Genomic DNA, 15,541 nt, shown 5'->3' with positions numbered 1-15,541 from the left:
GTTAAAAATGTTAATAAATAGGTTTAAATGTTAATAAAGTATCCTTAAAGCCTTGTTTTTTGCACAAAAATCCTAGGCTACAACGGCTTCACTACTAATTGTAGTTCCATTTAAAAGTTCGTGAATTTGCATTTTCTTTTTTCCAGGAAACTGTAAACTCTCAATTTGTATGTATCCATTAGCAACTGCAATTCTCATTTCTTTTTTACTAGAAATAATAGTACCTAAAGGATGTGTATGCGAGTCTTCAATGTATTTTGAATCGTAAATTTTTACGTTCCATTCGTTGGCTCCATCTTTAATAAATGTCCAAGCAGCTGGATAAGGACATAATCCTCTAATTTGATTGTAAATTTCAAGTCCAGGTTTTGTCCAATCTATTTTACAATTATCTTTATTGAGTTTATGTGCCGTTTTTAAGTCAGCATTTTCAGATTGTATTGTGGTAGTCACATTTCCTTTTTCAATCAATTCTAAGGTTTCAATCACACATTCACTGCCTAAATGCATTAACTTATCGTGAAGTTGGCCTACATTTTCATCTGGTCCGATATTTATTTTCTTATTTAAAATCATCGCACCAGTATCAATTTTATCGTCTATAAAGAAAGTTGTGACACCAGTTTCTGTTTCACCATTAATAATTGCCCAGTTTATGGGTGCAGCTCCTCTGTAATTCGGTAATAAAGAAGCATGTAAATTAAAAGTTCCTAATTTTGGCATTTTCCAAACAACTTCTGGTAACATTCTAAACGCCACAACAATTTGTAAATTTGCATTATAACTGGCTAACTCTTTTAAAAATTCTTCGTTTTTTAAATTAGTAGGTTGTAAAAGTGGTAAGTTTTTTTCTAATGCATATGTCTTTACAGCACTAACTGCAACTTTTTGTCCGCGACCTGCTGGTTTATCTGGTGCTGTAATGACAGCAACTATTTCAAATTGACTACTGTATATGGTGTCGAGAATTCCAACGGCAAAGTCAGGCGTTCCCATAAATACGATTCTTAATTTTTCCATTTTTTGATAGTTTCTAAGCATTTTTAGCCAAGAAGGCACTAAGATACTAAGACTTTTAATGTTTTATTATTTCTTTATTTTTTTCCATAGATTCTCAGATTTCACTTAAATTTTATTTTAATAATCTGCGAATCTGCGGTTAACTTTTATTTAATTTGATACTTATTATTGGAATTTAAAAAGATACTATCGTTTTCTAATAAGTTTTGTAAGGCAAAGATAATTTCTTCTGTTGAAAATGTAAGCGTGTTTTCTATTTCTTTTGAAGATAAAGCAGTATTTTTTAATAGGTTTTGAATACTTGTTGAAACAGATTTGGGTTCCGATTTATTTTTTAAACTGCAGTACGAACAAATTCCGCATGGTTTAGCGTTTTCTTCTCCAAAATATTTCGATATTAAAACCGATTTACATTTCGAGGTGTCTGAAACAAAATCTAGCATGGCATTATATTGTTCTACTTTAATCTGGTTCTGATTTTCTAATATTTTAACCACCCTATTTATAGTATAACTATCTTCTCGTGGTTCATTATATAAAATTGAAATGTCATTGCTTTGCAGTTTCAGGTCAATCATTTCTTGCGCTTGAAGTTTATTCAAAATCGTGATGACTTTTTCTTCCGAAGTACCAGATTTTGTTGCAATTAATGCAGTGTTTATTATTGTAACTTGTTCAAAAACACCTGTATAATTTCGCAAAATAGTTTCAATAACAGGAGCATCTTTACTATTTAAACTAGTGTATCTAATTACTTCTCTACTTTCAATTAAAAATTGTAAACTCGCTTTATTGCTAATTAAATTGTTTAATGTTAGGATTCCTTGTCTGTCTAAAAATTGCAAACAGGCGAAAGTTTTTGTTACAGAAATATTGTATTTAGCACAAAATTGATTTAAATTTAGATAAAAAAGTTCTTCAAATCCTTCACCATAAGCAATTTGAAAATGATTGTTTAAGTTTTTATATACCAAATGTAAAAACTCTTTATTTGGCAAATTCGATATAAAATAATTCTTTAATTGTTCTGTATTTATTTCTGGTGTCAATAACAAAGCAAATGATTTATTTCCGTTTCTTCCCGCTCTACCTGCTTCTTGGTAATAGTTTTCAATGTTATCTGGAATTTGTAAATGCACCACTGTTTTTACATTCGGTTTGTCAATTCCCATACCGAAAGCGTTGGTGGCCACAATTATTTTTGTTTTTTCTTCCAACCACAACTTCATGTTATTTTCTTTTTCTTTAGTTGATAATCCACCGTGATAAAAAGTTGAAGTAAATCCTAAATCGTTTAAAGTTTGACTATATTCGATACAAGATTTTCTATTTTTAACATAAATGATTGAGGGTTCTGGATTTTTAATGAAAATTTGTTTCAATTTGCCCAGCTTATCTTCGGTTTTAATAATGTGATAACCCAAATTTTCTCTAGCAAACGAATTTTTAAAAATAACTGGATTCTCAAGTTGTAACAAAGTACAAATATCGGTTTCAACTCTTGGAGTAGCCGTTGCTGTTAATGCAATAAAAGGAACTTTAAAATAGTCTTTTAACGCAGCTATTTTTAAGTATGCTGGACGAAAATCGTGGCCCCATTGACTAATACAATGCGCTTCGTCAATAGCTACTAGATTTACATTTAAGCTTTTAATTCGCTCTAAAACCCAATCTTGTTGTAAACGTTCTGGAGAAACATATAAAAATTTATATCCACCAAACGCACAATTATCTAGTAAATTATTGGTTTCTTCAAAGGATATTCCACCAGCTAATGTTATTGCTTTGATGTTTTTTGCTTTTAGATTTTCAACTTGGTCTTTCATTAAAGCCACTAGAGGAGAAATTACTAAGCAAATTCCGGGTAGGAGTAAAGCTGGAATTTGAAAACAAATGGATTTACCTCCACCAGTTGGTAATAAAGCAAAAGTATCTTTTCCGGATAAAACGGTAGTGATAATTTCCTCTTGTGTGGGTCTAAAAGCCTCATGTTTCCAATAGGTTTTTAGTACATCTAGTGGTTGATTCATTAAAGCGAATTAGTCTTGTAAATGATTGATTATAAACGCATATCTTTCTTCAACAGTCGTTTTCGGGACTTCATGTAAATCATATCCATACTTTTTGTATGTAGCAACTAAGAAATGGTGTATTTTGCTTGCTTCTTCGTATGTTTCATATCTGGTTTCGTCGCTTGTATAAATTTCTTCCCAAGGTGGTAATAAGAAAATTTTGTCGTATTTGTATTTTTCGCAAGCTGCTGTAAATTTTTCAGGATACGAATCTCCAATAAAATCCATGTATGCGACTACATCGGGAATTCCTCTGTCTATAAAAACAGGTTTTTCTTCTTTTTTGGCATTTTCATATTGTTTAATTCTTCCTTCTAAAAGTTTTTCACTAAACAACATGGGGTTTTCTAAAAATAAAAATTCGGCACCATCAGCACGAGCCTCTAAAATTACTTCTCTTGAAATTTCAGGATAACAAATGTGACCTTCATTTTCTAAATGGTTAATTAAAGTCGTTTTTCCAGAACTAGGTCCGCCAATTAGCAGTATAATTTTTTTATTCATTTTGAGTCTTAAAAGTTCAAATGTACTATCATTTTTTTTATTTTGAAAATCTTAATTATTTATATTTTTAAATGAAACATTATAAATGTATATTTGTTCTTTTATTAGCTTAAATTTACATGGATAAAAAAACAGAAGATTTTTACATTAGGTTAAAATCAGAATTAGAAGAATCTACAACTTGGCCTGCCGTATATTTGTATAAGTTTATTGTTCCAACTGATGCTACTAGCATAAATTTAGTTGAAAACACGTTCAATAACATGGGTGCAGTTATAAAAACAAACGCTTCAAAAACAGGAAAATACACTAGTATTTCTGTGAATGTTACGATGCAAAATCCAGATAAGGTTATAGAGAAATACCAGGAATTATCAACTATTGAAGGAATTATTTCATTATAAATATGTCATACATAAACGAAGAAGCGATTAATTATTTAGAATATAACTCGCAACGTGAACACTTGATTATTCCTGAATACGGAAGATATGTTCAAAAATTAATTAATGAAATTACCGCAATTGAAGATCGTGAAAAGCGAAATAAAGGTGCTAGATATGTAATTTCTGTTTTAGGAAATTTAAATCCGCACTTGCGCGATGTGCCTGATTTTCAGCATAAACTTTGGGATCAATTATTCATCATGTCTGATTTTAAATTAGATATTGATTCTCCATACCCAATTCCAACAAGAGAAGTGGTGCAATTGAAACCTCAAAGATTAGCGTATCCTCAAAATTTTCCAAAATATAGATTTTACGGTAACAACATTAAATATATGATTGATGTTGCTCGTAAATGGGAAGACGGCGAGTTGAAAAACGCATTAATCATTGTGATTGCTAATCACATGAAAAAGTGTTTTTTAAGTTGGAATAAGGATACGGTTACCGATGAAGTTATTTTTAATCATTTATTAGAATTATCTAACGGAGAATTGAACTTAACAGCAATGAAAGAAGAGCTTTCTACTTCTCAAAATTTATTAAAGGTAAATAAAAAGCAGTCGAATAAAACACAGTTTTTTCCCAAAGGAGAAGCTTCCAATACGAATAGAAACCAAAGCAGACCATCTTCTAATCAGAACAGAGCGCAAACGAATACCAACAGAAATTCAAATGCTACAAGTGCAAAACCGAACTCGCCAGATAATAATAAAGCCAATTTAAACAATCCAAATTATAAAGGCGGCAAGAATTTTAAACCAAAAAATAATCCAAATACAAATACAATATAAATGGGAACATTCAAAATTGAAGGCGGAAAGCCCTTAAAAGGAAATGTGCAACCACAAGGTGCCAAAAATGAAGCGTTACAGGTTTTATGTCCTGTTTTATTAACTTCAGAAAAAGTTAGAGTTACGAATATTCCTGACATTATCGATGTAAATAAGTTGATTACTTTATTAGGTAATTTAGGTGTAAAAATACAGAAAAATGGTCCTGGAGATTATACATTTCAGGCAGATGAAGTAAATGTAGGGTATTTAGAAACAGAAGCTTTTAAAAAAGAAGGTGGAAGTTTGCGTGGTTCTATCATGATTGTTGGTCCGTTATTAGCTCGTTTTGGAAAAGGATTTATTCCCAAACCAGGTGGAGACAAAATTGGAAGACGTCGATTAGATACGCATTTTGAAGGTTTCATTAATTTAGGTGCAAAATTTCGATACAATAGAGAAGACCATTTTTATGGCGTAGAAAATGAAGGCCGTTTAAAAGGTGCTTACATGTTATTAGATGAAGCTTCTGTTACAGGAACCGCTAATATTGTTATGGCGGCTGTTTTGGCTGAAGGAATTACTACAATTTATAACGCTGCTTGTGAACCGTACTTACAACAATTATGTAAGATGTTAAATTCGATGGGTGCGAAAATTACTGGTATTGGTTCTAACTTATTAACTATCGAAGGAGTGGAATCATTAGGTGGTTGTGAGCACAGAATTTTACCTGATATGATTGAAATTGGTTCATGGATTGGTTTAGCAGCAATGACAAAAAGTGAAATTACAATCAAGAATGTGAGTTGGGATAATTTAGGTCAAATTCCGAATGTATTTAGAAAACTAGGAATTACTTTAGAACAAAAAGGAGACGATATCTACATTCCTGCTCATAAAGACGGATATGAAATTAAAACAGATATTGACGGTTCTATTTTAACTGTTTCGGATGCGCCATGGCCGGGATTTACACCCGATTTATTGAGTATCATTTTAGTAGTCGCTACACAAGCGAAAGGGGATGTTTTAATTCACCAAAAAATGTTTGAAAGCCGTTTATTCTTTGTGGATAAACTAATTGATATGGGTGCGAAAATTATGTTATGTGATCCGCACAGAGCAGTAGTAATGGGTCACGATTTCCAATCGCAATTAAAAGCTACAACGATGAGTTCGCCAGATATTAGAGCGGGTATTTCTTTATTAATTGCAGCACTTTCAGCAAAAGGAACTAGTACGATTCAAAATATAGAACAAATCGACAGAGGTTACGAGAGAATAGACGAACGATTAAGAGCCTTAGGAGCAAATATCGTAAGAGTATAAATAAAAAAAGCGACAATATTGTCGCTTTTTTTAATATCAAAAATGTATATAAAATAGTTATTTGTCAAACAATTTAGCATCTAAACTATATTTGCCAACGCCTGTAAAAAGTAAACCAACATAAAGTACAAAATAAGTAAAAGCTGAATTAAATTCGTAACCATTATCTCCTTTTGAAAGTATTTGCATAGGAAAAACTATTAAGAAAATATAGGCCATACAAAACGCTAGTACAAGTAGACTAAAGCGAGAAAATAATCCTACAAGTAATAGAAGACTGCAGAAAAATTCTGCAAAAACGGTTAAAGCTAAAGGTACAGCGCCACTCATTCCTAAAAAGCTGATGTTTTTTGTCCAAAAGTCAGAGGCTGCCATTTCATTAAAATGGATTAATTTTTCATAGCCATAAAAAGCCATCAGAATACCTAATATAATTCTAATCACTAATAGGCCTAAATCAAAATTCAATCCAGTTCCATTGTTTAAAAATAATTTTTTCATAATTTGTTTAAAGTTTTAGTTGTAAATCAAATATATGAAAATGTGATGTAATGGCTAGTAAATTTTTCTTATTTCTGAAACCATTCTCCAAAAGAGGCTGTATTACTTTGGCTAGTAATTAGTGGCGTTTTATAATTTATAATTTTTATGGATAAAGCATTTTTAGAATAACGTTCAATTTTTTCTATGTATTGTTTTGCTACGAGTTGACCTCGATTAATTTTAAAGAATTCGTTTGGATCAATTTGACTTTCTATTGATACTAGTGTATTTTCAGTTAGTAAATACTTTTTTCCTGTGGTTTCATGTGCGAAAATAACACCTTCTTCTGCTGAAAAAAAAGCAATTTTGTCAATATCTAAAGCAAAAGATGAATTATTTGAGTTAATTATGAATCTTTTTTTATAGGCAATACCAACAGCTGTATTATGAATTAAATTAGATAATTTTGAAACTAAATCTGATGCTCCTGTTTTTTTTAATCTTAGAAATTTTGACCAAGCTTTTTGAAATCTAGTGAAAGAATAGGGTTTGAGTAGATATTCAATTCCATTTGTTTCAAAAGCATCCATCCAAAATTTATCGTATGCTGTTGTGAAAATAATAGGACAATTTACTTCAACATTATTATAAATTTCAAATGCCTTGCCGTCTAACAATTCAATATCAGAAAAAATTATATCTACTTGATTTGTTTTTAAAAACGTAATTGCCGCTTCAACGGTATCGATTTCAGCTATTATTTCAACTGATTCTTCCACATCATTAAGAAAACGAATTAATTTTTTTCTGGCGGGGATTTCATCTTCAATGAGTACTGTCTTAATCATCATAATAAATTTTTAATTATAGGAATATTTACCAAAAAAGTAGCTTCATCTTGCACAATATGAATCTTCTGATTGCTTAATATTTCATATTGAACATTTAAGTTTTTTAGAGCTTTTCCAGATGAAAATTGTGAAGGTGATTTTGGCCTAAATGAATTTGTTACAGTTATTTTGTCATCAATGTTTATATCAATTTTTATCGGATTTTGTTCTGTTGCTTTGTTGTGTTTAATTACATTTTCTATCAGTAATTGTAGTGTCATTGGTACAATATAACCAACATTATTTTTAATATTAAATTCAAGAACAAAGGCATTTCCAAATTTTTGTTTGATCAATTGAAAGTATAAATTTGCAAATTCTATTTCTTCTTCTAATTTGATTAGTTTTTTATCTGATACTTCTAAAACAATACGATATAACTCAGCAAAATTGTTTAAAAAATCTGATGCTACCACTTTATCTTCTTCGATAAGTTGATCTAAAATATTTAAATTATTAAATAAAAAATGAGGGTTTATTTGACTTTTTAATTGCATAATTTTACTCTCAGATAACGCTTGGTTGTATCTTGAAATTTCTTTTTGATGCCATTTATTTCTATTATAATAAAAATAAGTCATATAAAAACTACCATAAATTAATGCATCAAGCACATTTTTAAATGAAGAAAGAATTAAAGTTGTTGTGTTGAAATTTCTTTCTAAAGTATTAAAAATTAGTGCAACAAATAGGCCTAAAAGTAACATTACAATAAAATATATTAAAACTGAAGTTATTAATATAAATACAATAGATTTGATTTTAATTATTCCAGATATTTGCCATTTTACAATTAAAAAACGTATAATTAAAAATAAAATACAAGCACTCAAAAGTTGTACAATTGCGGCTTCTGGCGTAAATAGATAGACTGTAAATGACCGTTCATAAGAAAGCCTTCCTTGTATACTTTCAAAATAAGAAAATAATAAAATAAATAACAAAAAGTAGCGGTGACCTTTTATTTTAAAGATTATTTTTTGCATGAATATTATTTATAGTGTTTTACAAAAATAGCCCTATATTTTGATATAAGGCTATGAGTAAGATTAGAAACTATTATTTTTCATTAGGAAAAGATGCAATCACTTTCCCGCTATCATCATAAAAATCTAATTTAGCAACATTGTTTTTGTCTACATAAAACATTGCTTTTGGTAATCCTTTGTCATCAAAAAGAAATAAACCATTATTTTGACTTCTAGATTTTCCTAACATAACTCTTGGAACTCCACCAATCAAGCCTTGTTCTTCATATTGTTTGATTTTTTCTTGCATCGCTTTTGGGTCTTTTTTTTCAAGTTCCTCTAACTCCTTCATAATTTCAGCAGTTTTGAGTTGGTTTTCTTTTGTTGGACGATCGTTAAAGGCAAGGCTACTAGAAACAAAACGTTTGTCTCCTTTTTGATAATCCTGTGTAAGGAGTTGCATAACTTGATCTCCATCATATTGGTCGTATGTCAGAGATAACCCAGAACTATGTCCGTTTTTATCTTTTTGTCCATCATAAATGAATCCGCCACATTCAATTCCGTCCTCATTAAAAAATAACATTCCTGATCGTTTTTTTCTATTTTCATTTGTTGGTCTGTTATTTATTTTGTCATTTCCGTTAGGAAAACGGCTAACGTTTGTTAAAATCATTTTAACAGTTCCGTCTTTTTCAACTATGTTAATTCGTTCTACATCAATTTCCTTAAATTTTTTATTCCCATTTTCTTTAAATGCTGATGTAGAAATAAATAGCATTCCTAAAACTGTTGTAACTGCAAATGCTCTTAAAAAAACTAATTCTCTATTCATAATTTTTGATTTTATTGTTAAACTTTTATAGAGCAAATCTATTTTAATGTTTCTCTTTGAACAACAACAAAAAAAGGAATTAAGGAAAAATATAAATTAGCTAAGGAATTTTACAATTAAACAGAAAAGAAAATAAATGTCATAATTGATCTAGTCGTTTTTGTGATAATATTAAAATAAGTACTTTTATAATTCTTAGGGTTTTAAATAAATGAATAAACTCCTATTGATAATTATCTAAGAGTGTTGGAGTACAGGATTGAATTTAGAGCTATTGATTTTTGAAACTTATTCAATTACCAATTCTTTCAATTGTTCTCTGTATTTTTCTAAAATATCAGATTTAGATATAAAACCAATGAAAATTTTATTTTGAGTAACAGGCAAGATATTTTGCTGTGTTTTTTCAAATTTATTCATGATGGATTCTATACCTTCATTATAATCTACAGTATCTTTTTCTTTAACTGGTTGTAAAATTTCTGTAATTGAGGTATATTTTACTTTAAATGCAGAAAATATAATCGGACGAATATCATCTAAATAAATCAATCCAATTAGTTTTTTTTCATCATTTAAAACTGGGAAAATTACATCATCTGAAGTGGCAATTTTCTCAATTAATTCTTCTAAAGTTTTAGATTCAGTTACTGGACTAAAGTTATTGCAAATCAATTTTTTAACATCAATTGATTGTAAGATGTTTTTATCTTTATCATCTGTGAAAACTTCTCCTTTATCAGCTAGGTTTTTAATGTCAAACGAATAAGGTTCAAAGTGTTTTGAAATTGCAAAACTTATAGAGGAAACCAACATCAAAGGCACCATTAAACTATAGCCACCTGTAATCTCTGCAATAAGGAAAATAGCTGTTAAAGGTGAATGAAACAAACCACTTAAAACGCCCGACATGCCAACTAAAGTGAAATTACTGATAGGTAAATTAGTAATTTTTAGCATGTTGAAAAAATAAGCTGTAGAAAATCCCAGATAAGAACCAACGAATAGAGAAGGAGCGAAGTTCCCTCCATTTCCTCCTGCTCCTAAGGTAATACCAGTGGCAAATACTTTGAATAAAAGTGTTAAGGTTATGAAACCAAAAATAACCCATTTGTTGTCTTCAAAACGTTCGATTAGTGTGTTATCTAGTAATTTTTCAGGCTGATTGGCCGCTAACAATTTGATACCTTCATAACCTTCACCAAATAAACTTGGAAAAATAAAAATTAATACACCTAAGATTGTGGCTCCAAATAAGGCTTTTCGGTAAGAATTTCGACTCCTATTGGCAAAAAAATGTTCTACTTTTCTGAAGTTTCTGGCATAATGAATGGATACGAATCCTGACAGAATTCCTAAAATTATGTAGAATGGAATGTTTTTCGAATTAAATTCCTGAATCGATTTAAAACTGAATAAAGCATCTTCATTTAACAATAACATCGAAACAATGGAACCTGTAGCAGCACTAATTATCAAAGGCGTAAAAGCAGTGATACTAATTTCTGCTAATACCACTTCAATGGCAAATAAAACGCCTGCAATAGGAGCGTTAAAGGCTGCTGCAATTCCTGCTGCCACTCCACAAGCTAAAAGTAAGGTTCTGTCTTTATAACTTAATCGGTATTTTAATGCATAATTACTTCCAAAAGCAGCTCCTGTTATAGTAATTGGCGACTCTAAACCCGCACTTCCACCCATACCAACGGTTAACGAGCTGGTAATAATTTGTGCATACATTTGCTTGTCTGGAATAACGCTTCGCTTTTTAGCTACCGCATACATAATTTGGGAAGTTCCTTTTTGTATGTTTCCGTTTAAGAAATTTTTTATTACAAATACAGTAAGTAAAATACCTATAATTGGCAAAGTACTTTTACTATAGGGTAAATGAAATTCTTTGTTTAAATATTGTGAAAACAAAAATACATTATGAGCAAAAGTTTTCAACACAATTACGGCCAAAGCAGCTGACAATCCGACCAAAACACTAGAAACATACAAAAACTGTCTAGGCTCTAAAACACTTTTAAGTTTAGAGAAGGTATGTTCGAAAAATTGGGCTGTTTTTTGAATGGCTTTTAACACAAGATGTTTGATTTAGAAATGCTAAAATACGGTAATTTTAATTGAGATGCAAAATAATTGGCACATTGACAAATTGTAAATTGACGAGTTAGATGATTTTTCTAATCGCTTCTTTTTTACTTAAAGGTTTTAAATTAGTGCGATTTACATACTCTAACACAGCACTTGGATTTACAGACGAATATTCTCTTAATGCCCAGCCAATGGCTTTTTGAATGAAAAATTCATTTGAATGTTTGTGCTTTTCACATTCTGAAACTAATAAATCGAAATCTGTTTTTTGTTTATAACCTAATTGAAAAATAATAGCAGTTCGGTTTAACCATAAGTTGTCTGAATTAGAGAACTCTTCTATAATTGGATACTTTTTTTCAGGAAATGTCTCTAAATAGCCACCTACTGCGTATTTTGCTAAAGTATCCACACTGTCCCACCAAGAATTTGTAGTAATGAGTTTTTCAATGAATGCTATATCTTCAACTTGATAGTTTTTTTTAATTTCTTTAATGAAAATATCGATAGCCACTTGATGCATTTCACGATGCGGCAATTGATACAACTCCCAACAAATATTTCTGAAGTTTGTATTGATTGCTTCTTTATAATTTGATGAGCATTCTTTTAAAATCTCACGTCTAACTTGAGTTGGAATTCCATAACAAGGAAAATTATTTTTTAAATAAGCACTTTGTTTTTGTCCGTAAACCAGATCTTCTTGTGCTTCAAATGCTTTTTTAATGGTAATAACAAAACTCATTTCTTAATTTTTGTAATTCTATTTTACATTGTTGTTCTAATTCGGCAAAAAAAGTAAAAAATTCTAGTTCAATTTCAGTGTAAAATTGGTTTACGTTTTCCAAGGCTGCAGGCATGTTGACACGATTTTTGGTGCGATGGTCCATTTGAAATAAAATCAATTCTAAACCAGCCAAACTTTTGTAACACACTAACCAATTGGTTTCCATCATATAAGGTAGGGAATTTTGAGTTTTATCCGTTAAAATTTCATAATTATTTTGTAATAATTTATAAAAAGTATCTGCATAATCTTCCAATTTAATTTCAGAAAATTGCTTCCAATTCTTAGCAAGAAAATGATCGTAAACAATATCCATTATCACACCAGAATAATGTCCGAATTTTTCATGTAACCGATGTTTGCTTTGTCTGTAAACAGGATGTGAATCTGTAAAACTATCAATAAAACGGTGTAATCTAATACCAATTTGTATGCCAATTGGATACTGCTCAAACTGATTTCCTTTTACTGCATCAGCCATGAAATTACCAATTTTGATAAAATCATCTTCATCAGAAAGATATATGTGAGCGAGGTAGTTCAATTTGAAAAAGATTTAAAAGTTTAAGAGTTTATGAGTTTAAAAGGTATTGAACTTAATTTTGTCCATTTAATCGCTTCGTAAATATATAAAAAAAACTTTGAATGTTTTATTGAAATCCAATGCTTAACTTTTTATATTTGTATTTTATATGCGTTTGCTTCTTAACTTTTAAACCCTTAATCTTTTAAACATTAAAAAATGACATTAATAAAATCTATATCAGGAATTCGTGGTACAATTGGCGGAAAAGTTGGTGATAACTTGACTCCAGTTGACGCTGTAAAATTCGCATCAGCTTACGGAACGTTCTTGAAAAACAATAGTACTGTAACGGATAGAAAATTAAAAGTGGTTATTGGTCGTGATGCCCGTATTTCTGGTCCAATGATTCATAATTTAGTGCAAAATACACTTTTAGGTTTAGGAATTGATGTAATCGATTTAGGTTTATCAACTACACCAACAGTTGAAGTGTCTGTACCAATGGAACAAGCTGATGGTGGAATAATTTTAACTGCTTCTCACAATCCGAAACAATGGAATGCTTTAAAATTATTAAATGCAAAAGGTGAATTTTTAAGTGGAGCTGATGGTGCCAAAATATTAGAAATTGCTGAAGCTGAAGCGTTTGATTTTGTTGATGTGGATAGTTTAGGGGAAGTTACAATTAACGATTCTTACATGGATATTCATATAGATGAAGTGTTAGAATTACCTTTGGTTGATGCCGATTTAGTAAAAACTAAGAAATTTAAAGTAGTGGTTGATGGTGTCAATTCATCAGGTGGAATTATCATCCCAAATTTACTTGAACAAATGGGTGTAGAAGTAGTAAAACTTTACTGCGAACCTAACGGACATTTTCCTCATAATCCAGAACCTTTGAAAGAACATTTAGGCGATATTTGTAAATTGGTTGTAGATGAAAAAGCCGATTTCGGAATTGTAGTTGATCCAGATGTAGACCGTTTAGCCTTTATTTCTAATGATGGAGAAATGTTCGGTGAAGAATACACTTTGGTAGCTGTAGCCGATTATGTATTGAGTAAAACTCCAGGAAATACGGTTTCTAATATGAGTTCTTCTCGTGCTTTACGCGATATTACTGAAAAACATAACGGAAGTTACCAAGCGAGTGCAGTAGGTGAGGTGAATGTGGTAGAATTAATGAAAAAAACCAACGCTATTATTGGTGGTGAAGGAAATGGTGGAATCATTTATCCAGAATTACATTATGGAAGAGATAGTTTGGTAGGAGTGGCTTTATTTTTAACCTATTTAGCAGGACAAGATAAAACGGTTGCCGAATTACGTGCGAGTTATCCGCAATATTATATGAGTAAAAATAAAATTGAATTGACACCTCAAATTGATGTTGATGCGATTTTAGAAGCCTTAACAGCAACTTATAAAAATGAGCAAATTTCTACCATTGATGGAGTGAAAATAGATTTCCCAACGGAATGGGTACATTTAAGAAAATCGAATACTGAACCGATTATTAGAATTTATACCGAAGCGCCTACTCAAAATGAAGCCGATGTTTTAGCGGAACGTTTTGTAAAAGAGTTAAAAGTGATTGCTGGGATTTAATCTGTCCCGATACTTCGGGATTATTTCAGATGCTATTATACAAACCTGACAGATTTTAAACCTGTCAGGTTTTATGTTTTATTGAGGAACTTCATCAAAATTGATCATCCAATTGATTCCGAATTTATCGGTAAACATTCCGAAGTAAGCACCCCAAAAAGTACTTTCCATTGGCATTGTTATTTTTCCATCAGCTGAAAGTCCGTTAAATAATTTATCCGCTTCTTCTTTACTTTCTGCATTAATAGAAATGGAAAAATTGTTTCCAATAACAACATCGCCATGCGTACTCAAAGTATCGCTACCAAATAAAGTTGCCGTTCCAATAGGAAAACTAACATGCATGATTCGATTTCCTTCTTCTTCACTTAATGCTGGCATTCCATCTTGTGGAGGCATCGAATTAAACTTATGCAATTCAGTGAACTCGCCACCAAAAACCGATTTATAAAAGTTAAAAGCAGCTTCTGTAGTTCCGTTAAATGTTAGGTAGGTGCTTATTGTAGCCATGATATATTGTTTTAGATTTTTTAAAAGTAATAATAAAAAAAGTCTGTTACAATTTTGTATCAGACTTTTTTATTTTGTCATTAAATGTATGATCATTTATCGTTACCATGTCCACGTCCATTACCTTTTTTTTTAGCATGTTTGCGGTTTGATCCGTGATGCGCATTAGTTTTTCTTTCTTTACTTACAATAACTCTTGTTCTTGTTGGATTAACTTTTACTTTTCTATATTTTGCACAATGGTTTGTATTGTAATAATATGGAGTTGCTCCGTAATAATCTAGTTGAATTTGAGCTACACTACCCAAGTTTATATTTATAAATGGTGATGGAATTGAAACACTTACTGTCCAATTACCATTTTTCAAATAAAAATAATTACTCGTTTGAATATCATAATAAAAATTTTGCTGTGGGAAATAAATGTGTCTTGTTTTGGCACGATATCCTTTAGCAGGAGCCCATTTAGGAGGTTTTCCATGAGCAAATGTTGTTTCTGTAGTGATAAATAAACTTAATAGCACAAGTACTAGAAAGATTTTTAAGCTCTTGTTTGTAGACTGAAAAGTTTTCATTTATATGAGATTTAGGTTACTATTCATTTGGTTATAACAAACTCCGTACCAAAAATATTTATTTGATGTAAATAAAAAAGAAAACGCCCCAATTTCTTGAGACGTTAAC

16 protein-coding genes are annotated in these 15,541 nt (G+C 30.6%); 4 read left to right on the top strand and 12 right to left on the bottom strand.

The features are described 5' to 3' along the window. Positions 1-72: 72 nt before the first annotated feature. From fmt to G4D72_RS08430, 3 genes are all read right to left on the bottom strand, one after another. The gene (gene fmt, locus G4D72_RS08440; protein WP_166077233.1) at positions 73-1,020 is read right to left on the bottom strand and encodes a methionyl-tRNA formyltransferase; all 948 of its coding nucleotides are present in this window, start codon (positions 1,018-1,020) and stop codon (positions 73-75) included. A gap of 146 nt (positions 1,021-1,166) precedes the next feature. After that, entirely contained in the window at positions 1,167-3,050 is a 1,884-nt protein-coding gene (locus G4D72_RS08435; RefSeq protein ID WP_166077231.1) for a RecQ family ATP-dependent DNA helicase, read from the bottom strand. Between the two features lie 9 nt (positions 3,051-3,059). Further along, positions 3,060-3,596 (bottom strand): AAA family ATPase, encoded by a 537-nt coding sequence (locus tag G4D72_RS08430; protein WP_166077230.1) that lies wholly within the window; start codon positions 3,594-3,596, stop codon positions 3,060-3,062. 119 nt (positions 3,597-3,715) lie between these two features. Here G4D72_RS08430 and G4D72_RS08425 point away from each other — a divergent pair, with 119 nt between their 5' ends. The 3 genes from G4D72_RS08425 to murA are packed head-to-tail and all read left to right on the top strand — an operon-like array spanning position 3,716 to position 6,147. Further along, positions 3,716-4,000 carry a DUF493 family protein gene (locus tag G4D72_RS08425; RefSeq protein ID WP_166077229.1) on the top strand — a complete coding sequence of 95 codons (285 nt, stop codon included), beginning with the start codon at positions 3,716-3,718 and terminating at the stop codon, positions 3,998-4,000. A gap of 2 nt (positions 4,001-4,002) precedes the next feature. Then, complete coding sequence (locus G4D72_RS08420) at positions 4,003-4,836, top strand: DUF4290 domain-containing protein (RefSeq protein ID WP_166077228.1); 834 nt, start codon at positions 4,003-4,005, stop codon at positions 4,834-4,836. Then, the gene (gene murA, locus G4D72_RS08415) at positions 4,837-6,147 is read left to right on the top strand and encodes a UDP-N-acetylglucosamine 1-carboxyvinyltransferase (protein WP_166077227.1); all 1,311 of its coding nucleotides are present in this window, start codon (positions 4,837-4,839) and stop codon (positions 6,145-6,147) included. A 57-nt stretch (positions 6,148-6,204) separates the two neighbouring features. Here murA and G4D72_RS08410 read toward each other — a convergent pair whose 3' ends face one another. The 7 genes from G4D72_RS08410 to G4D72_RS08380 all read right to left on the bottom strand — a co-directional run bounded on the left by G4D72_RS08410 (position 6,205) and on the right by G4D72_RS08380 (position 12,754). Further along, on the bottom strand, positions 6,205-6,648 hold the full coding sequence (locus tag G4D72_RS08410; protein WP_166077226.1) for a DoxX family protein: 444 nt from the start codon (positions 6,646-6,648) through the stop codon (positions 6,205-6,207). A gap of 68 nt (positions 6,649-6,716) precedes the next feature. Beyond that, on the bottom strand, positions 6,717-7,478 hold the full coding sequence (locus G4D72_RS08405) for a LytR/AlgR family response regulator transcription factor (protein WP_166077225.1): 762 nt from the start codon (positions 7,476-7,478) through the stop codon (positions 6,717-6,719). Next, a complete protein-coding gene (locus G4D72_RS08400) occupies positions 7,478-8,506 on the bottom strand; it encodes a sensor histidine kinase (RefSeq protein ID WP_166077224.1) in 1,029 nt (342 codons plus the stop codon). Before G4D72_RS08400 ends, G4D72_RS08405 begins: the two co-directional genes overlap by 1 nt. Before the next feature lie 73 nt (positions 8,507-8,579). Next, positions 8,580-9,323 carry a hypothetical protein gene (locus tag G4D72_RS08395; RefSeq protein WP_166077223.1) on the bottom strand — a complete coding sequence of 248 codons (744 nt, stop codon included), beginning with the start codon at positions 9,321-9,323 and terminating at the stop codon, positions 8,580-8,582. A gap of 288 nt (positions 9,324-9,611) precedes the next feature. Next, positions 9,612-11,411 (bottom strand): chloride channel protein, encoded by a 1,800-nt coding sequence (locus G4D72_RS08390; RefSeq protein WP_317165234.1) that lies wholly within the window; start codon positions 11,409-11,411, stop codon positions 9,612-9,614. 88 nt (positions 11,412-11,499) lie between these two features. Next, positions 11,500-12,168: a DNA alkylation repair protein gene (locus tag G4D72_RS08385; RefSeq protein ID WP_166077221.1), complete on the bottom strand. Its 669-nt coding sequence runs from the start codon at positions 12,166-12,168 to the stop codon at positions 11,500-11,502. Continuing rightward, positions 12,146-12,754, bottom strand: a complete 609-nt coding sequence (locus G4D72_RS08380; protein ID WP_166077220.1) for an acyl carrier protein phosphodiesterase — start codon at positions 12,752-12,754, stop codon at positions 12,146-12,148. Before G4D72_RS08380 ends, G4D72_RS08385 begins: the two co-directional genes overlap by 23 nt. Positions 12,755-12,952: 198 nt before the next feature. On the opposite strand from G4D72_RS08380, the gene glmM reads away from it, so the two are divergent. After that, positions 12,953-14,347, top strand: coding sequence for a phosphoglucosamine mutase (gene glmM, locus G4D72_RS08375; RefSeq protein ID WP_166077219.1), 1,395 nt, complete (start codon positions 12,953-12,955; stop codon positions 14,345-14,347). Between the two features lie 78 nt (positions 14,348-14,425). Here the strand turns inward: glmM and G4D72_RS08370 are convergent, their stop codons facing one another. Both G4D72_RS08370 and G4D72_RS08365 read right to left on the bottom strand, forming a co-directional pair. Next, on the bottom strand, positions 14,426-14,857 hold the full coding sequence (locus G4D72_RS08370; RefSeq protein WP_166077218.1) for a VOC family protein: 432 nt from the start codon (positions 14,855-14,857) through the stop codon (positions 14,426-14,428). Positions 14,858-14,949: 92 nt separating this feature from the next. After that, positions 14,950-15,432: a hypothetical protein gene (locus G4D72_RS08365; RefSeq protein WP_166077217.1), complete on the bottom strand. Its 483-nt coding sequence runs from the start codon at positions 15,430-15,432 to the stop codon at positions 14,950-14,952. Between the last annotated feature and the right edge of the window lie 109 nt (positions 15,433-15,541).

The organism is Flavobacterium difficile (genome assembly GCF_011392115.1).
In the GTDB taxonomy this organism is placed as follows: domain Bacteria; phylum Bacteroidota; class Bacteroidia; order Flavobacteriales; family Flavobacteriaceae; genus Flavobacterium; species Flavobacterium difficile.
Note: the sequence above shows the minus strand (reverse complement) of the source record. Positions and strands in the feature narration are given on the sequence as shown.